Source organism: Neobacillus pocheonensis, assembly GCF_050477905.1.
GTDB classification, from domain to species: domain Bacteria; phylum Bacillota; class Bacilli; order Bacillales; family Cytobacillaceae; genus Neobacillus; species Neobacillus pocheonensis_A.
In genome coordinates, this window is the sequence record NZ_JBCNAD010000047.1 from 101042 (window position 1) to 122359 (window position 21318).

Below are 21318 nucleotides of genomic sequence, written 5' to 3' on the forward strand. Positions count from 1 at the left end.
TTTTCAAGGGGGAATCGCTATGAATAAGATTGAAATCCGTTCCCTTCAACAGATTGACGAGCTTGAGGATGTAAGAAGGCTTGAATGCGAAATTTGGGGAGAAGCCGACTCCATCCCTACTCACCAAACCATTACCGCCGTGAAAAACGGCGGTTTGGTTTTAGGAGCTTATGACGGAGAAAGATTGGTTGGCTTCCAATATAGTTTTCCCGGGTTTAATGGAAAAATGACTTATCTATGCTCTCATGTTTTAGCTACTGATGTTGAATATCGGAATAAAAAAATTGGAGAAAAACTCAAGCTTGCTCAACGAGATGAAGCATTGAAGCTTGGTTACTCTCTAATTACTTGGACTTACGACCCGTTAGAAAGTATTAATGGATATTTGAATATCGCGAAATTGGGTGGCAGAGTTTCCACTTATATCGAAAATTGCTATGGCGAGATGGAAGATCTATTAAACAATGGAATCGCTTCAGACCGCTTCTTAGTTGAATGGTATATTCGTGATGAAAGACCATTTGAAATTGAGGTGGCATCGGACTGCGTCATAAGCCAATCTCTTATCGAATGGGATATGAATCATGATTGCTTGCCAGTACCTTTATCTCCCCTTCCTCTCCCGCAAAGTGAAAAAACTGTCTATGTTCCTGTCCCTAAGGCTTTCAGGACCATTAAAGAAACCAATCTGGAACTTGCAAAAGAATGGCGAATGAAGACAAGAGAGATTTATCAGCATGCTTTTCAACAAGATTGGCAGATCACTGGTTTTATCAAAAACTCGGAGCCTAATGTTCCGGTTCATTTTTATGTTCTAACAAGGAGATAATAAGATGAAAATAAAAAAAGTAGTTTTACGTCATATGAAAATGGATTTACTTTATCCATTTACGACTAGTTTTGGGACAGAATATGACCGAGATTTTATTCTCGTTGAAGTTATAAACGAGGACGGCCAGTCAGGATGGGCAGAAAATGTCGCCATGCCAACACCCTATTATAATGAAGAAACTGTAAAAACCAACTGGCATATTCTTGAGGATTTTTTAATTCCAATCTTATTAAACAATGAAATTCATCATCCCGATGAGCTTTCGGAAAAGTTCTTCGCTCACATCCGTGGAAATCATATGGCAAAGGCTTCGCTTGAAATGGCTGTTTGGGACTTATATGCCCGGGAGCAGAACGCCACGTTAGCAAGTGTACTCGGCGGGACTAACAAAACGATTGACGTTGGAGTAAGCATTGGAATTAAAGATACCATCGATGAAACATTAGAAATTATTGAAAAACGTCATGAGGAAGGATATAAACGTTTTAAACTAAAAATTAGACCGGGCTGGGATGTTGAGTTAATTGATAAAGTTCGAAAGGTCTATCCTGATATTCCCCTTATGGCCGATGCAAATTCTGCTTACACACTAATGGATATTGAAATGTTAGCAGCCCTTGACGATTACAATTTAATGATGATTGAGCAGCCCCTCGCCTACAATGATATTATCGATCATGCAGAGCTGCAGGCAAAATTAAAAACACCAATCTGTCTGGATGAAAGCATCCACTCCTTAGAGGACACGAGAAAAGCGCTGAAATTAGGAAGTTGCAAAATCATTAATATTAAGGTTGGCCGTGTAGGCGGTTTGACGGAAGCGAAGAAAATTCATGATTACTGCCTAGAACGAAACGTTCCTCTCTGGTGCGGCGGCATGCTTGAATCGGGTATCGGTAGAGGCCATAACATCGCCTTAACTACCCTGCCTGGATTTACGCTCCCTGGAGATACGGCTGGCTCCTCTCTCTATTGGGCAGAGGATATCATTGAACCTGAAGTAACGGTGGAAAATGGGACGATCAAGGTTCCTTCATCCCTTGGATTTGGTTATAAAGTTGATTTGGACAAAGTAAAAAAATATATGGTATCAAGTAAAATATATAACTAAAAGAAAACCAGGCTAGGTTGCCTGGTTTTTCCTTTGGAGCTTATTTTTTTATCCGATAGGCTCTTCGCTCAGCATACTGGGAACAAGGTATACACACCTTCATTGTTTCTCCTTTATCATTGATATACGTGCGGAGAGGCTTAACCTTTCTTTAACATATCGCGCATTTATTATTGAAGAAATTAAAAATAGACACACTCATTCACCTTCATCTATTGGTTACCACCATTTTATTCTCAAATGAATCGCAAAGAAATAGACCATAGCCCATCTTTGTCCCTTTTATGGGTTTAAGGCATAAAATATGATAACTATATAAACAAAGGTTGGGGTGAGGTATGGGATTATATATTAACAATCGTGAGCACCCAGAGGTTTTTAAAAATAAACAAACTATTAAAGAACCTAATCAAACATATTCACGCAAGGATTTTTTAACAGAAATATTGAATGAACTCAAAATCCAAACAGAGCGGCAACTAGAAACGGAAGTTAATCATTGGAAACACGTTGATAATCAACTACATGACTTGAGGGAAAGAAACCAATATCAACAGGAATTTGAGAGCCAGGTTATCGAATCATTAAATGAACTTAATAATAAAATTTCCAAACAAGAAGAGTTCCAAGGCGGGGTTTTGCAGCGTTTAGATACGCAAGAAGCGTTAATTGACAAACTATCACTGCAGCTAAACCATATCCGTTCGATTCTCTTCGAACGAGCGAATTATTTAGCAACAAAAATAGAAGATGGCTATAAAGTAACTTCATCCTATGTATATAAACTTATGACCGGCTCAGATCAGCCGTTAACATTTTTCCTTTTAAATAAAAAGAAGGATGAAATCCAAAATCAGCCAGATCAATCCTAATTCACATTACTGAATATAAAAACCTCCCATGTTGTCATTAAGACAAATACTTTTGGGAGGTTTTTTGGTTAGTAAATTATTTTAAGCCACGCGTTCAGATGTCGTTTTTGTAGAACTTACGGGTTTTGTCACAAGGCTGACAACGATGGTAACGACTAAGTTTATGATTAGTGCGATTACCCCAACATTTAAGTCCTTAACAAATTGTGGGAGAGCAGGGAAAAGTGTTCCGATTGTTGATGCGCTAATTGTAATATAGGCAACAGTAAACACCCCTACTGCGATACCAGCAAAAGCTGCTGGCTTAGTCACAAAGTTCTTTTTAGCTAAACTGAATACCATTGCAGGGAACAGTTGTGTTACAAGGCTATAGCCCATTAATAATAAAGTTACCAGCGTGTCCCCACCTTTAAAAGTGAAGTAAAGTGCGATGATTGCCACAACTGGTACAAGGTTTTTAGCTAATTTTGATACTTGCTGATCAGAAGCCTTTGGAACAAAAACCTTATAAACGTTTTTCGCGAGCAATGTTGCTGCTGATAACATAATCATTGAGCCAGGAACTATCGCTGTTAATAGGCCGGCTGCTCCAATTAAGCCTACTACCCACGGATCAAAGGTCTGCATCGATAGCTTCAATAAGGCAAGGTCACCTGCAGGGCCTTCTAATCCTTTCACCTGAAGGATTGCAGCAAAGCCTACAAAGAATACAAACAATAATACTAACTGATAAAGAGGCATAATGATTGCATTTTTACGGAATACCTTAGCACTTTGCGCTGAATAAATAGACCCGAACGTATGTGGCCACATATAGAAACCAAGTGCAGTTAAAAGCACTGTCGAAATAAACCAAGAAACACTTAATCCAGTATCAGGAAGAGCAAGGAAGCCTGGTTTTGCAGCCTCAATGGCTTCAAACATTGGCTGGAAGCCGCCATAATAATGGATTGGTAAATAGATACCTAGGAATAAAACGACACCGAGGATCATAATGTCTTTGATTACTGCCGTCCAGGCTGAACCGTGAATTCCAGAAATCATAACGTAGGCCGTTACGGAAATGACACCGATCCAAATAGCAGCTGTTGATGAAATGGAACCGCCTGATGCTTCGGAAACGATAATTCCTAAACCTTTTAATTGAAGAACAAGATATGGAATTAGGGCAACAACACCAACTAAAGATACAAAAACACCAAGTAAAGGGCTTTTATATTTGCTTACAAAGAAATCAGATTGTGACATCAATTTCTTTTCTTTTGCATATTTCCAAATAGCAGGAAGTAACCAATAAGACATGATATAGGCTAAACAGCCATAACCTAAAATATAATATGTTGGACCGCCTTTTCCGTAGGCCCAGCCACTTCCTCCTAAGAAGGTAAAGGTTGTATAAATTTCACCGGCCATTAGCAGGAATACAAAGATTGTTCCAAATCCACGGCCGCCAATTGACCATTGCTCAAGACTCATCTCCTTCCCTTTTTGCGCTTGGACACCAAGGAAGATAGATAATGCTAAAAATCCGAAAATAATAATTAATGCTGTATTCATTAGATCTCCTCCTCCTTATTTGCTGGGTCCATTTTAAATACGAGAGCCATAATTCCAGAAGTTAGTACAACCCACAAAACGATGTAAAAAAGTACAAAAGGCATCCCGAAAATATAAGGAGTGACTTTATTGGCAAAGGGTACGCCGCCAAGTAACCCAATGAAAGGTAAAAGTGCAAGAAGCTGATGTAATTTCATAATATAACCCCCATTTATATATAATATTGATGCCTTTTTTTATAAAAATTTAAGCTAAAAACTTAAAGGTTGCATGAAGGAATGATTTAACTCCGATTTCTAGCGCATCCTCGTCGATTGTAAAACGAGCGTGATGATGCGGATAAGTAATCCCTTGCTCCTCGTTGCCTGCCCCAACATAGAAATAACAGCCTGGAGCTTTTTCCATGAATGCCGAGAAATCTTCTCCACCCATATTTGGTTTCATCATATCAAGTGCTTCTTCGCCAAAAACTTCTCTTACTGTTTCTTCTATTACTGCTGTCACTTCGTTATCATTGATAACTGGACGATAGCCAAATTCATATTTGAAATCATAAGTTCCTTCATGCGCTTCAGTGATCCCTTTTACGACGCGTTCCATTTTTGCTGGAATCGAATCACGCAGTTTCGGATCAAGGGTGCGAACCGTTCCCCAAAGTTTTACAGATCCCGGAATAACATTATGGGTTGTCCCAGCGACAAATTGGGTTACGGAAATAACCAAACTGTCTAGTGGATCTGTATTTCTTGAAACAATATGCTGGAGGTTTGTTACAACTTGTGCCGCAATCGCTATGGAATCGATTGTCTGGTGCGGAAGTGCGGCATGTCCGCCTTTACCGTTTACGGTAATCCAGAAAGTATCTGGTGCAGCCATCATTGGGCCGTAAACCACACCTACCTTCCCAATTTCCAATGGTGACCACAGATGTGTGCCAATGACTAAATCAACCCCATCCATTACTCCTGCCTCTACCATTTCTTCCGCGCCGCCTGGGAAAAGCTCTTCGGCATGCTGGAACAAGAAACGAACTTCCCCTTTGATTTGTTCCTTTAGTCCTGAAAGAATTTTTGCTGTCCCTAAAAGCATCGCAGTATGTCCATCATGCCCGCAAGCATGCATGACCCCTGGGGTCTGCGAAGCAAACTCAAATGTGTTTTCTTCCTCTATTGGAAGAGCATCCATATCTGCACGAATAGCAAGGGTTTTTCCAGGTTGTGTTCCAATCAAACGGGCCATGACACTTGTTTTTGTTGGACGAGAAAGCTCTAAATTTCCAAATGTTTGCAATGTATCATAGATAAATTGGGCTGTCTTTTCCTCATGGAAGGATAGCTCTGGATTTTGATGTAAATGTCTTCTCCATGAAATGACCTGGTCTTTTAAGTCACTAGCCATTTGATTAAGATCTACTGTTGTATTAACACTCATTGATATCATCTCCATTTTATTTCATTGTTAAATTTACTTTTTGAACGGCTAGATTCAAGACGGTTTGATAAAGAACATTCGCTCCATCGGCACAGTCCTCTTTAGAACTCCATTCAGCCGGATCATGGCTAATGCCATTCTTTGAGCGGATGAATAGCATTCCCATTGGACATAAATCCATTAATTGCATCCCGTCATGACCTGCTCCACTCGGAAGATAATGCGCTTCAAGACCAAGCTTTTCAAACGCTTCACTAGCAGCCTTTTTGATTATGTCTGAGCAAGGTGCTGGTGCAACACGCTGCAACTCTTCAATAGTTAACTCAACACCTTGTTTTTCACAAATCTGCCCTGCGATTTTCCTAATCTGATTTTCAACCTCATCACGGACTGTTTCACTTATATCCCGCAGGTCTAATGAGAATTCAACACGGCCAGGAATGATGTTGATTCCCCCAGGAAGAACAAGAACTTGTCCAACAGTCCCCACAGTAGTCCCCGTTTTGGATGCTTCCTCTTCGATCACGAGCATCACTCTTGCTGCTGCAGTTAAAGCATCATGCCTGATTGGCATTGGGGTCGCACCGGCGTGTCCAACTTCCCCTTCAAAAATAAACTTTAGCCATAACGGACCCGCTAGTCCTGAAACAATACCTGTTGAGAGATTCAATCCCTCAAGAACTTTCCCCTGCTCTATATGAAGTTCAACATATGCTTTGACCTCTTCAGGTTTAAGGGCTGCTTTCCCAATCTCATCAGGGTTTAATCCACTTAAAAGGAATGCCTCTTCGATTGAGATGCCCTGCTTATCCTTATTAAGAAGTTCTTCTCTCGTAAGAGTGCCTGCGATTCCTCTGCTGCCAATCATCCCAAAGCTAAATCTTGCTCCCTCTTCATCAGTAAAAGCAATTGCCTCAATTGGGTGTTCAGTCTCAATTCCCTGTTCATTCATGACTTGTAATGCTTCAATGGCTGCGAGTACACCTAATGGTCCATCGAAATTTCCGCCATTAAAAACGGAGTCCACATGGGAACCAGTCAGAACAACAGCAGCCTCTGGATTTAATCCTTCTTTTCTGCCAATCAAGTTACCGACTTCATCTTCTCGGACCTCTAATCCTGCTTCCTTCATATATGAGGCTACAAGATCTTTTGCGGCCCGTTCTTCCTTAGTGAATGACAAACGAGTAACTCCACCAGATTCTGTTCTTCCAATTTCGCTTAAGAGCTGCAGTCTCTTCCATAATCTTTCTTCGTTTATCAAGGTTCGATCCCTCCTGCCAAAGTCCCCTGTTGTTTATCACTTTAATGGAGTGGCGTTTATTTTTATTATTGATTATTTATAATTATAAAACTTATCAGAATATTTGTTATGTTCTTTTGCACAAAATTATTAACAAACAATTTGTGTAAACACACAAAAAAAGTATATAAAACACCCTTCCCCTTTATAATACCTGATAAAAAGCACACATTTCTTTTCAATTTTTGTTACAATAGACAAAAGAAATGAAATATTTTATTATTTTCGACAAATGAATTGTGAGGTGCAACATGAAAGAGACACTTAGTCATCGCCAACTGCAGTCATTAATACATGTTTCCAATGTTTTAAACTCATCTTTAGATATCGATACCCTAATCGATTCTATTATGGTACAAACTGTCTCGGTGATTGAAGCAGCCCACGGTGGTGTATTATTTATTTATGATCCCATTCAAAATCTGCTTATTCCAAAATCTGATAGCAACTTTAAATCGGAAATTTCGGATGTGCGGCTAAAACCTGGTGAGTCCATGACGGGCCTTGCTTTTACCGCGCAAAAATGCCTGATTTTTCATAACAGAACAGAAGTGGAAAAAGCAACAGCCACACTATCCAAAGAAAATATGGCACTTATGTTAAAAACCATTCCAACAGTCCCATATTCAACCATTTGCGCTCCTATTCTACTAAAAGGAGAATGCATCGGAGTAATTACACTCGATTCTTTCGACCCATCGCTTCACTTCATCCCTGAGGATATTAATCTATTAACGGCGATTGCCCACCAGGCGGCCGTTGCTTTAGAGAAGGCAAGCCTTTATCGGGAACAGGAAAAGACGGTAAGACAGCTGGAATCCTTAAATAATACAATATCTATGCAAAACGAGATGCTTTCTCGCTCAGTGGATATTCATAAGCGACTGGCAAGACTCGTATTAAACGGTGAAGGTCTTGATTCAATTATTAGTTATCTGCATGTCTCAACCGGGAATACGGTTTTATTGTTAGATGATCTTGGAGAACTGATTTCGTCTGCCTTGCAAGCCACACTTTCAAATGTGGACTTATTAACGATTAAACAAATGGCACAAGAGTCCATCAAAAATGTTGGGACAGCCCGTTCTTTCCTTGAAATAACAATAAATGAGGAAAGACAGTATTTAACGGTACTGCCAATTGGGGCAAAACCAACACTTTTCGGCTCCCTAATTATTGTAACACCTGAAGAAATACCTGAAGTGGAGATTGCCGCACTCGAGCATGCTTGTACGGTTATTTCACTTGAATTAGTTAAAGAACAGGCGATTTTTGATGCACAGGAAAGAATGAACGATGAATTTATCGATGTCCTTTTTTCCGGAAAAATGGATAGTACCATTCTTCAAAAAACAAAACAGATGGATTTCGATCCTATGGGAGACTATATGGCTGTTATCATTCGTTTGGACGAACTGGATAATATCCAAAAGCGAAACAGCATTATCCGCCATCTAGTCCAATTGGCCAACCTGCTGTTTTTAAGAAATTTCTTAAAGGGAATTGCCGTAAGACACCACGATCAAATCGTTATTCTCTTAACCTTTCAACAAAATGTGTCAACTACTTATGCTCATCATCAGGTTAAGGAGCTTGTAGCAAAATTCCAACAGGAAATTCATTTAAAAAATTGGGGATCGACCGTCTCAATCGGCATTGGAAGGATTCATTCAAGCTTATTGAAGGTGACAAAATCTTTGCAGGAAGCGGCGAAATGTTTACAATTTGTTCGTAGTTACGGAGGGAATAACCAAGTTATTAGTTATAAAGATCTTGGGGTCCAACGACTTCTGCTTCAAAATAGCGAAGAAGAACTTATCGATTTTATCAGCGAAATACTTGGGCCACTATTAGAGTATGACCAATCTCGCAAGGGTGAACTTCTTCCTTCCCTATTTGCTTACCTTGAACACAATCAAAATGCAAAAGAAGCTGCAGAATCGATTCATGTTCACACCAATACATTAATGTATCGATTAAAGAGAATTGAAGACATCCTTTCAACTGATTTATCGGATAGTCAACAATTTTTGAATATTCATTTGGCAGTAAACCTTTATCCTTATATGAAAGACAAATTACAAGAGTATAATGTCATCTCCAAAACATAAAAAATGGGCGCTACTATTTGTAGGGGCGCCCTTTTTGTAAAGAAGGAATTTATTTATAAGAGAAAAAAACGTCCATGCATGATTGCATGGACGAAACAATTTACATTTCACCTTTAGTAAAAATGTCTGTTAAAACAGGGACAATTTGTTTTTTACGAGAAACTACGCCTTTTAATGTTGCTGTGTTGTTGGAAAGAGTTACATTATATGCTTTTTCCACCGCAGCCGTTTTGCTTCCTAACGCTAAACCAACTGAATCGTTCGTTAAAATATCTGTTACTACGAATAAGAATAAATCTAAGTTCTTTTCTTCAATGATGTTTGTAATCGCCGCTTCTAATTCTTCTTGACGGGCAAGTACATCGGCTGTATCAACCACATTCACTTGAGCAATTTCCACTTTACTTGAGCCCATTTCAAACCCTTTAGCATCAAGGCTTAAAAGTTCTCCAATGGATTTATCGCGTACGTCGGCCCCAGCTTTTAGCATTTCTAAGCCATAGCTTTCTGCATCGACACCAGCAATTTCTGCTAATTCGCGAGCAGCATCTACATCTTCTTGTGTGCATGTCGGTGACTTGAATAACAAGGAATCAGAAATAATCGCAGATAACATAAGACCTGCAATTTCAGGCTTAATTTCTTTGCCGTTTTCCTTGTACATTTTATTTAAAATAGTCGCTGTACAGCCAACAGGCTCGCAACGGTAATAAAGAGGATCACTTGTTTCAAAGTTAGCAATCCGATGGTGGTCGATTACTTCCAAAACACGGACTTCGGTAATATCGTTTGCACTTTGCTGGCGCTCATTGTGGTCAACGAGAATAACTGAATTTACTTCCGCAGCGACTGCCTCAACTAGACGAGGAACCTCGGCATTGAATTTATCCAGCGCAAATTGTGTTTCGCCATTAATTTGGCCAAGGCGAATAGGTTCAACATCCAAACCTAGTTGTTTTTTTAGATCTGCATAGGCAATCGCAGAACAAATCGTATCAGTGTCCGGATTTTTATGACCGAAAATAAGTACTTTTTCCATTTTTATGACTCCTAATCGTATTAAAGTATGTAAGGCCATCCAATTAAATGAGATTGGCCCTATTGGAAATTATATAATATTACGAAAAAGGATTCAAAAAAAATTTATTCGTTTATTTTTTTACTCTTTTAAACATGGCTGTTGATTTCCGCTCCAGGCGCGAGCGGTTCGCGGGCGGTACGGGGAGCCTCCTCGTCGCTTCGCTCCTGCGGGGTCTCCCCTGCCCCGTAATCCCGCAGGAGTCTTCGCGCCTTCCGCTGCAATCAACAGATTTTTATATTTAATTTAATACAACTTATTTTTTAACCATTTGAACTTGTTCTGTCGCTTTGGTAAACCCATTCTCTAAAAGATATTGAATGGCTGGATTGGTTAAGGAAGCATTTATGGTCATTAAATTAACTGCAACATCGACATGATCGGTTATCTTTGTAAATATTCCATCTATGGTTTTACCACTAACATCAACTAAAAGTTCAAGCTGATACAAAAATACCTTTTCCAGTTTTCCAGCCTGATTCCACACTCTTTTAAATAATGAATAACCTAAAGGATTTCCCGCCTCATCATAATAAACCTGTGCTACCCCTGACTTTACACTTTGCCACTGGCATTGCCATGGAAGGTCCTCTTTATAACATGGAAGTAATGGGAGCTGTTCCGGTCGAATCGAATCGGTTTGAATTGAAGTCATGGTAGTAACCTTTAATGCACCACTTAAATAAACAAGTGAATCCGTTATCTCATATCCATAGCTTTGGTATAATCGAATCGCTCGTTCATTCTCTTTTATTGCTTCAAGAGTTGCTACCTCGACACCCTCTTCTCTATAAATTTTCAAGGTCTCTTCCATTAAAAGTTTAGAAACACCTTTCCCACGGTAGTCAGTTGCAATCCCCGTACCGCCATTCCAAGCAGTTTTTTTACCGTTTATCGTCCGGAAACCATTCATCAAGATGGCGATTGGTTCATCCGAATCAAATCCCACAATGGAATGGTTCAATGAAAGCCCCTCATTTACCACCCGATTGAAAAAGAGTTCGGGTGTCATGTCTATTTTGACAAAATAACCTTCGAATCCTCTGTTCCAAGCAGTTACCACGTCTTGAATGGTGCATTCGGTTAATTTTTTAAAAGTAATTTGCAACTTCTTCTCCCCCTATTAACAAAAATAATAAAATGCATCAATATGATCTGACTGTGCTGATGGAAGGTTCAATTATGGCTCGTCTATCCTTTAAACCGACTATTCAGTTTATATTAATTAAATCAAATCGGAAGTCTTTTTTCAATATTTTCTGATAAAAAACTTGCATTACATTTTAAGCGGTTTTTTGTTAAGATTAGTCTTAGTCAAGTTATTTTTTGGGGAGGATTTTTATGCCACCTGTTGTTTCCGATAAATATAAACAAGAAAAGAAAGCGGCAATCCTCAAGAGTGCCTTCGAATGTTTTGCTGAAAAAGGATTCCAAGTTGCAACCATTGACGATATTGTTGCCCATTCAAAAATTAGTAAAGGGGCCATTTATAATTATTTCAGCTCTAAAGATGATATTTATCTTGAATTAATGAACCAACATACAAACGAAAATATTTCTAACCTCAAAGTAGAACTCGAAAAATTGTCTTGTACAAAAGATAAATTGGATTATATTTTTCAGCTTTATAGTCAACTTAATGAACAACCGCAATTTGCCAATTCCACCCGCGTTCATATTGAGTTTTGGCTGTACTCCACAAGAAAAGAAGATTTACGGGATTTAATGTTAGACCGGTATGAGATGTATAAAACTCTTTTTAACACGATACTGGTAGAAGGAATTAAAAAAGGTGAAATTTCCTCGAGTGTTCATACAGATGAAATCGCACAAATTTTCTGGGGACTGATTGATGGAATTTCACTGCATTATTCAATGCTCTTAGACAAATATCCATATAAACAAGTATATAACGAAATGAAAGAGCTTATTTATACTAAATTAGACATGAAATAAAACCCATTATGGTTTTTGCCATAATGGGTTTTTCTTTTTTCGTTTTACTTCACGGTCTCTTTCGCTTCTTCAAATGGCCATGCTGGCAGCGTATTGGATAAAGGTTTATCTTCTCGATAGCCCAAAACATATTCCGCTTGCATAACTGTATGAATTTCACGCGTTCCTTCATAGATAACTGGCGCTTTAGCATTCCTTAAATAGCGTTCAACCGGATATTCATTGGAGAAACCATATGCCCCATGAATTTGGACAGCATCATTAGCGGCTTCATAGGCATAATCGCACGCCTGCCATTTTGCTAATGAAGTCTCACGAGTGTTTCGTTTGCCCTGATTTTTCAACCAACCAGCTCTAAAAACAAGCAAACGTGATTGCTGAAGGCCTGCCTCCATTTTGGCGATCATTTGCTGGACAAGCTGGTGCTTGCCAATTTCTTTTCCGAAAGTACTTCTTTCATGACAGTATTTTAAGCTCGCTTCAAGGCTGGCCATAATCGTTCCACAAGCACCTGCTGCCACTGTAAATCGACCGTTATCAAGGGCGGACATGGCAATTTTAAAACCTTCCCCTTCTTGGCCAACCAAATTTTCTTTCGGTATTCTTACATTATCAAAAAAGATCTCGCCTGTGTTACCCGCACGAATTCCCAGTTTTCCTTTTATGGCTTTGGAGGAAAACCCTTCCCATTGTCTCTCAACAATAAACGCGGAAATACCGTGGTGCTTCTTACTCTTATCTGTGTAGGCGAACACTAAAAAGTGATCAGCTACATCACATAGGGATATCCACGTTTTTGACCCATTTAATATGTAATAATCGCCTTGTTTGACTGCCGTTGTTTGCATGGCGGCAACATCTGATCCGGCATTAGGCTCGGTTAATCCAAAAGCGCCAACCTTTTCACCTTTTGCTTGTGGAGTGAGGTATTTTTGTTTTTGTTCCTCAGTACCCCATTGCAGCAAGGTCATGCTGTTTAGACCCGTGTGAACGGAAACCGCTGTTCGGAAGGCAGTATCTCCTCGTTCCAATTCCTCACAGACAATTGCTAAAGAGTTATAATCCATGCCGCTGCCACCGTATTGTTCCGGGATACATACACCCATAAGACCTAAATCGGCAAGTCGCGTTAGGATATTCGCTTCAAATATCTGTTTTTCGTCCCATTCGCGAATAAATGGCATTATTTCTTTGTCTACAAACTGTCTTACTGTCTTTCTTAGTAATCCTTGTTCTTCTGAAAATGAAAAATCCATCATTGTTCTTTTCCTCCTGCGTCTATTGTTAGATTTTTTGCGAAAATCACTGGTTTATTTGCGAGTCGACCTAGCCAGCAAATTTTCCGAAACCCGCTGGCTAGGACTATCTCTAAATTACTTAACTGTCAACGGGACTACCTTTTGTCCAATCGCAGCAATCAATTCCTTTGGCATCGGGAAGCTCAGGGCTGCCGGGTCCTTCATAACAGCTGGAATCGTCAGCTGCAGTGATTCTTCCGTGATATTGTATTCTTTAAAATCAGCTGGAAGGCCGACCTTGTGCTGAAGTAAGCGAATTTTTTCCACTACCTTAGACAAAGCTGTTTCAGGTGAATCTCCCTTCACGTCTACATCCAACGCTTGTGCCAGCTCAGCAGCCTTAGGCAAATACAAATGTGGAACAAGCTCCATGACCACCGGTAAAAAGACAGCATTTGCTAAACCATGTGGAATCCGGAACAGAGCTCCATAGGCGTGCGCCATATTATGAACTGGAATAGCATTTAAGGCAAAACTGAAAGCAGTGATTCCCATTAAGCTTGCCTGCAATAAATCCATCCGCGCGGCAATATTCCCACCATCAGCGACAGCAACAGGTAGATTTTTCTCAATTAAGCGGATCGCATGAAGAGCATAAGCATCCGTTAAGCCTGTCGCAGTCGGGGATGCGAGAGCCTCAATCGCATGAGTTAATGCGTCAAATCCAGTAAAAGCGGTGATGACAGGCGGCAGCCCTACTGTTAAATCCGGATCCAAGATTGCCATATCAGCGTTAATAAACGGATTAATGATATTTGTCTTCATTTGTATGTCTTCGTTAAAAATAACGGCAATCGGCGAAACCTCTGATCCAGTTCCTGCTGTCGTTGGAATCGCAATATGCGGAATCGGGATATACGAAGCCTTTGGAAAAGACTCATACAATAAGCCACCTGGAATGGCTTCTTTAATATCGGATAGTCCTTTGTGAAGTGCATATTTAACCCCTTTAACCGTATCAAGAACACTGCCGCCGCCAACAGCAAGCAAACTATCAGCGCCCACTTCCTTTGCATAGCGGACTGCATCATTAATACAGCGGCTTTCGGCATCCTGTGCAATGTCAAGGTAGGTACCTACCAGCTGCGGTCCGCTGCCATGCCCAGTCAATTCAAAAATAGAGGCTACTTTTTCGATGACTCCTGCTTTCTCTAATCCTCTATCGCTTAAAAGAAGAACACGTTTGGCACCGAGTCCAGCAAATAAACTTGGGACCATTGCCCGTGAATTTGAACCGCTATAAATTCCAGTACGTAACATAAACTGTGATAAGGTTGTTTTCATATTAACTCCTCACCTCTACATTAGTTTTGGCCGAACAAAATACCGTACCAGTTGCGTCTTTCAAGCTCCGGTGTCATAGAAGTATGGACATGCTTCACTTGGGTATAGGCATCAAGTGAATGCTGCCCCATTTCACGGCCGATTCCGCTTTGTTTATACCCGCCGAACGGGGCATCACTGCGAAGCAAATGCCAGTCATTGATCCAGACAACACCTGCTTGAAGCTTTCTCGCAACCTCATACGCCTTATTTACGTCACGGGTCCAAACACCAGCTGCTAAACCATAAATCGTATCATTTGCCATCTTAATCGCCTCATCTAAATCTGAATAGCGGATGACGGATAATACAGGACCAAAAATTTCTTCTTGAGCGATTTTCATGTCATTGGTTACATTGGCAAAAATGGTCGGTTCGATGAAATGTCCTTCCACACACCCCGGAACCTTCACTTCCTTACCACCGCAAACTAGTGTAGCTCCCTCTTGTTTTCCAGCCTCAATATAAGAAAGAATCGTTTCCTTTTGTATTTTCGAAATAACTGGGCCAACATCGGTTGTTGGATCGAGCGGATTACCGAGCTTTAATTTGCTAGCAAGACCGACAAGTCCTTCTACGACCTGATCATAGAGCTTATCTGGAACAAAAACCCTCGTGCCGGATTCACACAATTGGCCGGAATGAAGGAACACACCAAACAAACTACCAGGAAGAGCAATGCTGAGATCTGCATCTTCTAAAAGAATATTTGGTGATTTCCCACCTAGCTCTAGGGTAGTCTTTTTAATGGTGCCAGCGGCAAGTGCCATAATCCTTCTTCCTACTTCGGTAGAACCAGTGAAGGCAACTTTATCGACGTGAGGATGTGTGACCAGTGCCTCCCCAACCTCTGCCCCTGGTCCGGCGACAACGTTAATAACACCAGGCGGTAACACTGCTGAAATAATTTCTGCTAGTTTCAGAGTGGAGAGTGGGGTGTAGCTTGCCGGCTTAATGACAATCGTGTTCCCCATTGCCAGTGCAGGTGCAATCTTCCAAGTCGCAATGACCATTGGCAAATTCCATGGAGTGATCGCCGCACAGACACCGATTGGTTCTCTCCAAATAAAGTTATGGGCAGGACCAGGGAATGGCGGTACCGGAAGAGTCTCAGAAAACGGATATTCTAGCGTAAAGTTTGCTAAAGTTTGGAATAAGTCAACCATTTGTAAAATATCGCTATTACCAATGCGACGAACAGTACCGCCAGAGCTAATTGCTTCTAAATAAGCTAATTCCTCTGCATGCTCGGCAATTTGATAGGAAATTGCATATAGAACTTTTGCACGATCTTTTGGCTTCATATTTTTCCAGTCACCTTGGTCAAACGCAACACGAGCCGCTTTTACTGCACGATCCACATCAGCAGGCGTTCCTTTGGCAACCTTTGCTACAAGCTCTCCAGTTGCTGGGTTAAACACATCAAACATTTCCTTACTGCTAGATGGCTCCCACTTTCCGTTTATAAAATGGGGAAAAGCTGGCACCTCTACCTGAACTGTCATCGTAAAATCCTCCTCTAAATAATTTCACTACAAAACCCCAATCTCACTTTCTGTCACTCTATAAATCTCTTCGATTTTTTTACCCCTCGCTCTAGCTAGCACTTCCATCCGCACTGACAATTGTCTCATCGTAAAATTCATTACATCATCAGGGTTTCCACCGAATGAACTAACCGTTCTTCCGGAGATGCCCTCTTGATTTAACCGAATAGCTAATGGGGTCAGTTCAGCCATTTTGGCTGCAACAAAATCAAAGAGATGTGGGTGTTCGCAAATCAATCTTTGCAGAAGGAAAGTGCCGTAGCCGATATGCCTTGATTCATCCTTCTTTAAATTTCCAATACCTTCGAGAAGTCCTGGCATGATTCCGGACTTTTCTAAGGCTTCATAAAAAGAGAAATAGCCCGTTTCAGCTAATACTCCTTCAACAAACATGTTATAAACAACCGATGCTTCAGCAATTGCTTCCGGTGATTGGTCCGTAACCAACCGATCCATCGTCTTTGGGAGAATTTCATAGAATATCTTTTGATAGGTTTCGGTATGAAAATGTGAAAGGTCGCCTCTTTCACCGATAGCATTTAATACTAGTCTAAAAAATTCGGTATGCTTGGCTTCCTCGAATAAAAAGGTGGTTAAAAACATTTCCTCCTCAAGACGGCCTTCCTTAGCAACCGCCATAATTAGGGGTAAAAGGTCTAATGTTACCGCCTCTTCACCAGCTTGAAATTGAGAAATAAGCCGCAGGATATCTTCTTTCTGTTCAGCATTTAATTTCTTCCAATCTCTTTGATCCTGGCTAAAATCGATATCGGCCGGATTCCATGTTCCTAGCCGCTTTGCTTTTTGATAAAGTCGATATGGGAAAGAATCTTCAAGTAAGCCACGCTTGCTGGTTGTCAATATGGTTCTTTTTTCCATATAGAAATTCCTCCTTTTTTTCCTTTACGGTTTAATGACAATATCGGCTGCTGTTTTACGAAGCTGTGTTTTTAAAATTTTTCCCACTCCGTTCCTAGGCAGGGCCTCAATGAAAACAATTCTTCTCGGAGTTTTGTTTTTGGCGAGATTGTCCTGGCAAAAACGGATTAATTCTTCCTCGGACACATCAGTTCCCGGTTTCCTGACTACACAAGCAACCATTTCTTCTCCCATCCGTTCATCAGGGACCCCAACAACTGCCACCTCTAACACTTGTTCATGGGCATTGAGGATTTCCTCGACATCACGTGGGTATACATTAAAGCCGCCGCGAATAATTAAGTCCTTTTTACGGTCGACGATGTAAACATACCCATCATCATCCATCCGAGCCATGTCTCCTGTATATAACCAAGAATCTTTTAACACACGCATAGATTCTTCCGGATTTTGATAATAGCCAGGCGTAACATTATCACCGCGAACGACCAATTCCCCCACTTTTCCTAGAGGAAGCTCCTCGCCATTTTCATTAACCACTTTGATTTCCACTCCTGGAATCGGAATTCCGACCGATCCTGGTTTAATTTCAAACCCCTTCCGGTGAGCCGTGACTACTGGCGCTGCTTCGGATAACCCATAGCCTTCAAACACCTTCGCCCCAAATTTTTCCTCAAATGAATGCAATAGGGCTACAGGGAGAGGTGCCGAACCCGAACCGACAGATTCTAAACTAGATGTGTCATAGCTGTCTGCAAAGGGAAAAGATACAAGCGCATGGATCATGGCTGGTACAGCAGAAAAAGTTTTAACACCGTATTTTTCGATCGCACTAAATACTTCTTTTACATCAAATCTGGAGAAAAGGACAATCGAGCTGCCGGTAAGGAAGCACACATTGGATACCGTTAGTCCGTAGACATGAGCAAGCGGCAGGACACCTAATGTAGTCCCTCGCTCGGTATCATTGTGCTTGGCAGAGTTCGCCGCATTGGAAAAAAGATTCTTATGAGTCAAAAGAACACCTTTTGGATTTCCTGTAGTACCAGATGTGTACAAAATAACCGCTGTATCATCTGCTTCCATATCTTTTAACACACTGCTGCTACCCGGAACCATGACGTCATAAAAATTCTTAACTCGATCATCAGATGGCTGATTAACAACAATTAAATGCGGTTTCGCTAGTAATTCTTCTAAAGCTTTTTCGATATTTTGAAAAACATAGGAGGAAGTAATGACCGCTTTTGCTCCCGAATTTAAGGCAATGAAATGTAGTTCTTTCGGATGAAGGGTGAACATAACAGGAACAATAATCGCTCCGGATCTGGTTATTCCTTGATAGGCAATAAGGACTTCAGGACAATTGGGCATGCAGACAATCACACGGTCACCCTTTTCAATACCAAGCTGCTGTAAACCATTTGCAAAATGGTCTGCATATTGTTTCGTTTCCACATTTGTTAAAGTCTTTTCTTTGAAAAATAACAAAGGATACTCACCAAATTCAGCGATATTAGTCTCTAAAAGGTCCTTTAACTTCATTGAATCCTCTCCTATTTAAAATATGAAAATCCATTCCATAATTAATTGGCGTGGTAGATGACGATTGCTCCCTTTTGTTCATAACGGACAAGTTGTCTTTCCTCGAGCAAATCTAAATGACCTTGAATTTGTGATAACCCTAAAAACACCGTCCTTCCCTGTAAACGTGGATACATTTCGGAACAGATCGCAAATATAGTTTTCTCTCCGCTCCGAAGGATTTGTAAAATTTGTTCACAGCGTTTCTCCTGCTCTAGCAATCTTGTTTGAATCAATAATCCATGATTAGAAAATACCTCTCCATGACCTGGATAAATCATCGAAAGCGGGAGCTTGCTAACTTTTTCGAGCGAGTCGCGGTATTGCAGGAGCGGCTTTGGCCTGGTAGTCTCCCCTAGATTAGGCGGTTCGATAAATGCGTTTACAGAAAAAGCCTTTATTAGATGGTCACCGGCAAACGCATCCCCTGATTCGGGATTCCAAAGTAAGATGTCTGATTGACTATGACCAGGAACATGGACTACTTCAAACCTTTGTCCACCCAAATGAATTTCGTCTCCTTCAGTTAAATAGAAAACATTTCGCCAATTTTCCTCTCTGAAGCGACGTTGAATGATATGTTGGTGAGGATCAGCACCACAGCTCTCTAAAAATTGAGTAAAAAACTGCTGAACTACTTCAAACTCGGATAATCGCGCATTAATCGAACCCCTCGCCTGCTCATGGACAAAAATAGGTATATCTGCTTCTTCCTGAATATGTGGAATGGCTCCTGCGTGGTCTATGTGAATGTGGGTTAGAACTATCTGATCGATATCTTTTAAGGTAATGCCATGATTATGTAATTTTGTCTTGAGCTGATGAAATGACTCTTTGCCAGGATTCCCTGTATCAATTAACGTCACTGTTTCGCCAATCGCCAAAAAGGCATTCACAGTACCTTCAGCAAAGTGGGTTTCCAATTCAAGGGGGACGATTTTAACCAATTCATTGCCCCTCCTTTCTAAAAAAATTATTTAACCATTACAATAAGCAGGAGGTTTGACCCATCTGCTATCAAAACTATATTTCTTGCAATCGGATAATATGATAAACTTCTGCCAAGTTATGAAAATTATTTATTCTTTTCAAAAAATAAAAATCCCCCTTGTGTCAATCACGGATGAAGCATTATCGTAATTTCTACAAGGGAGACAACTTTTTTTAAATTGGCTATTACTCTTTTATTCTTGGAAATTATTTCACTTTAATTGGCACAATTTTACCGTTTTCAACAGCAGCAACCACTAACTCTGATTCGAAACCGCCATCCTCGCCAATTTTAGGAATATTGTAGACCTTTGCTTTATCTGGCATGTTATCCAGACCCTTTTGCATATTGGCACGGATTTTTTCAACATCGTCTACTGAACCCGCAGCCTTCATTGCCTCAACAAATGCATACATACCAATGTAATTTAAGCCTGCTTCAGAGCCTGGATCTTCATTATATTTAGCTTTATAATTCTTCACATAATCAGGGACAGCAGCCTCTTCAGAATCAACTAATGGCATTACACCAATTGCTCCGTTAAGTGCATCATAACCGCCTGTAATCTTTTTCATTTCATCTAATTTAGCCTGGTCCATAACAATGAAACCACCCTTAAATCCAAGCTCTCTTGCTTGTTTTGCCACTTTCGCTGTTGGTTCAGATGCACCACCGATAAATAATACATCCGGCTTTTCTTTAAGAGCATTTGTAACGATCGTAAAGAAATCAGTTTCTTTTGCAAAGTCAATGGAAGAATTATAAACCACTTTTCCACCTTGTTTTTCCCAGTATGGTTTAAGCTTTGCAGACCAGTCCTTGCCGTATTGAGATGCAGTTGGAAGGAACGCGATTTTCTTTCCGAACTTGTCCATTGCATAATCAGTAAACGGCTTTAGATAGCCATCATAACGAGGAGGAATTCGAACAGTTAGTTTGTTGCCAACATCAGAAACTTTCGGTTCACTTGTGTAAGCACCAATGATGAATTTATCCTGTTGGTTGAATACTTGAAGAGCAAAAACGCCTCCGCTGTGCGGTGTAAAAATAATTGGCGTTTTGTTTTCCTGCATTAGTCTCTTAGCATTTGCACCGGCTTCATTCGGTAAGTATTTATCGTCCAAAGAAACGATATTCAATTTGTATTTCTTACCGCCTACTTCAAATCCGCCGGCTCCATTAATTTCATCAGCAGCCATGGTAATACCGTTTAAAGTACGCTTTCCATAAAATGCTGCAGGTCCGCTTAATGGCCCAGTGTAACCAATGTTTACTGTGCCAACGTCTTCAGACTTGCTTCCGCCGCCATTGGATGCTGGCTTTGTGCTTGCTGTTTTGTCGCTTGTACTATTACATGCAGCTAAACTGAAAATCATAACGAAGATAAAACACATAATAAATAATGACTTCATTCTTTTCATTGGTTTTCCCCCTATTAATATTCA

General features: G+C 40.4%; 18 protein-coding genes. 5 read left to right on the forward strand and 13 right to left on the reverse strand.

Annotated elements, in window-relative coordinates; translation table 11 throughout:
* Positions 1 to 19 precede the first annotated feature (19 nt).
* From ABES02_RS24455 to ABES02_RS24465, 3 genes are all read left to right on the forward strand, one after another.
* The gene (locus ABES02_RS24455) at positions 20 to 829 is read left to right on the forward strand and encodes a GNAT family N-acetyltransferase (RefSeq protein ID WP_430140376.1); all 810 of its coding nucleotides are present in this window, start codon (positions 20 to 22) and stop codon (positions 827 to 829) included.
* Between the two features lie 4 nt (positions 830 to 833).
* Positions 834 to 1943, forward strand: coding sequence for an o-succinylbenzoate synthase (gene menC / locus ABES02_RS24460; protein ID WP_430140377.1), 1110 nt, complete (start codon positions 834 to 836; stop codon positions 1941 to 1943).
* A gap of 338 nt (positions 1944 to 2281) precedes the next feature.
* Complete coding sequence (locus tag ABES02_RS24465; protein ID WP_430140378.1) at positions 2282 to 2815, forward strand: hypothetical protein; 534 nt, start codon at positions 2282 to 2284, stop codon at positions 2813 to 2815.
* 81 nt (positions 2816 to 2896) lie between these two features.
* Here ABES02_RS24465 and ABES02_RS24470 read toward each other — a convergent pair whose 3' ends face one another.
* The 4 genes from ABES02_RS24470 to ABES02_RS24485 are packed head-to-tail and all read right to left on the reverse strand — an operon-like array spanning position 2897 to position 7067.
* Positions 2897 to 4372, reverse strand: a complete 1476-nt coding sequence (locus ABES02_RS24470; RefSeq protein WP_430140379.1) for a sodium:solute symporter family protein — start codon at positions 4370 to 4372, stop codon at positions 2897 to 2899.
* The gene (locus tag ABES02_RS24475) at positions 4372 to 4569 is read right to left on the reverse strand and encodes a DUF3311 domain-containing protein (protein WP_430140380.1); all 198 of its coding nucleotides are present in this window, start codon (positions 4567 to 4569) and stop codon (positions 4372 to 4374) included. The genes ABES02_RS24470 and ABES02_RS24475 overlap by 1 nt, the downstream gene beginning before the upstream one ends.
* 49 nt (positions 4570 to 4618) lie before the next feature.
* Positions 4619 to 5803 carry a M20 family metallopeptidase gene (locus tag ABES02_RS24480; protein WP_430140381.1) on the reverse strand — a complete coding sequence of 395 codons (1185 nt, stop codon included), beginning with the start codon at positions 5801 to 5803 and terminating at the stop codon, positions 4619 to 4621.
* Between the two features lie 16 nt (positions 5804 to 5819).
* Positions 5820 to 7067, reverse strand: coding sequence for a Zn-dependent hydrolase (locus ABES02_RS24485; protein WP_430140382.1), 1248 nt, complete (start codon positions 7065 to 7067; stop codon positions 5820 to 5822).
* 290 nt (positions 7068 to 7357) lie between these two features.
* Between ABES02_RS24485 and ABES02_RS24490 the strand changes: the two genes are divergently transcribed.
* On the forward strand, positions 7358 to 9217 hold the full coding sequence (locus ABES02_RS24490; protein WP_430140383.1) for a helix-turn-helix domain-containing protein: 1860 nt from the start codon (positions 7358 to 7360) through the stop codon (positions 9215 to 9217).
* Between the two features lie 100 nt (positions 9218 to 9317).
* On the opposite strand, the gene ABES02_RS24495 is transcribed toward ABES02_RS24490, so the two are convergent.
* On the reverse strand, positions 9318 to 10256 hold the full coding sequence (locus tag ABES02_RS24495; RefSeq protein WP_430140384.1) for a manganese-dependent inorganic pyrophosphatase: 939 nt from the start codon (positions 10254 to 10256) through the stop codon (positions 9318 to 9320).
* 295 nt (positions 10257 to 10551) lie between these two features.
* Entirely contained in the window at positions 10552 to 11403 is an 852-nt protein-coding gene (locus tag ABES02_RS24500; protein WP_430140385.1) for a GNAT family N-acetyltransferase, read from the reverse strand.
* Between the two features lie 233 nt (positions 11404 to 11636).
* Between ABES02_RS24500 and ABES02_RS24505 the strand changes: the two genes are divergently transcribed.
* Complete coding sequence (locus ABES02_RS24505) at positions 11637 to 12251, forward strand: TetR/AcrR family transcriptional regulator (protein ID WP_430140386.1); 615 nt, start codon at positions 11637 to 11639, stop codon at positions 12249 to 12251.
* A gap of 44 nt (positions 12252 to 12295) precedes the next feature.
* On the opposite strand, the gene ABES02_RS24510 is transcribed toward ABES02_RS24505, so the two are convergent.
* From ABES02_RS24510 to ABES02_RS24540, 7 genes are all read right to left on the reverse strand, one after another.
* Entirely contained in the window at positions 12296 to 13507 is a 1212-nt protein-coding gene (locus ABES02_RS24510; RefSeq protein ID WP_430140408.1) for an acyl-CoA dehydrogenase family protein, read from the reverse strand.
* Positions 13508 to 13624: 117 nt separating this feature from the next.
* The gene (locus ABES02_RS24515; RefSeq protein WP_430140387.1) at positions 13625 to 14833 is read right to left on the reverse strand and encodes an iron-containing alcohol dehydrogenase; all 1209 of its coding nucleotides are present in this window, start codon (positions 14831 to 14833) and stop codon (positions 13625 to 13627) included.
* Between the two features lie 20 nt (positions 14834 to 14853).
* Complete coding sequence (locus tag ABES02_RS24520; RefSeq protein WP_430140388.1) at positions 14854 to 16377, reverse strand: aldehyde dehydrogenase family protein; 1524 nt, start codon at positions 16375 to 16377, stop codon at positions 14854 to 14856.
* A gap of 27 nt (positions 16378 to 16404) precedes the next feature.
* Positions 16405 to 17298, reverse strand: coding sequence for a R2-like ligand-binding oxidase (locus ABES02_RS24525; protein ID WP_430140389.1), 894 nt, complete (start codon positions 17296 to 17298; stop codon positions 16405 to 16407).
* 24 nt (positions 17299 to 17322) lie between these two features.
* Positions 17323 to 18843, reverse strand: coding sequence for a long-chain-fatty-acid--CoA ligase (locus ABES02_RS24530; protein ID WP_430140390.1), 1521 nt, complete (start codon positions 18841 to 18843; stop codon positions 17323 to 17325).
* 41 nt (positions 18844 to 18884) lie between these two features.
* Entirely contained in the window at positions 18885 to 19829 is a 945-nt protein-coding gene (locus tag ABES02_RS24535) for an MBL fold metallo-hydrolase (protein ID WP_430140391.1), read from the reverse strand.
* Between the two features lie 250 nt (positions 19830 to 20079).
* The gene (locus tag ABES02_RS24540; protein WP_430140392.1) at positions 20080 to 21294 is read right to left on the reverse strand and encodes an ABC transporter substrate-binding protein; all 1215 of its coding nucleotides are present in this window, start codon (positions 21292 to 21294) and stop codon (positions 20080 to 20082) included.
* Between the last annotated feature and the right edge of the window lie 24 nt (positions 21295 to 21318).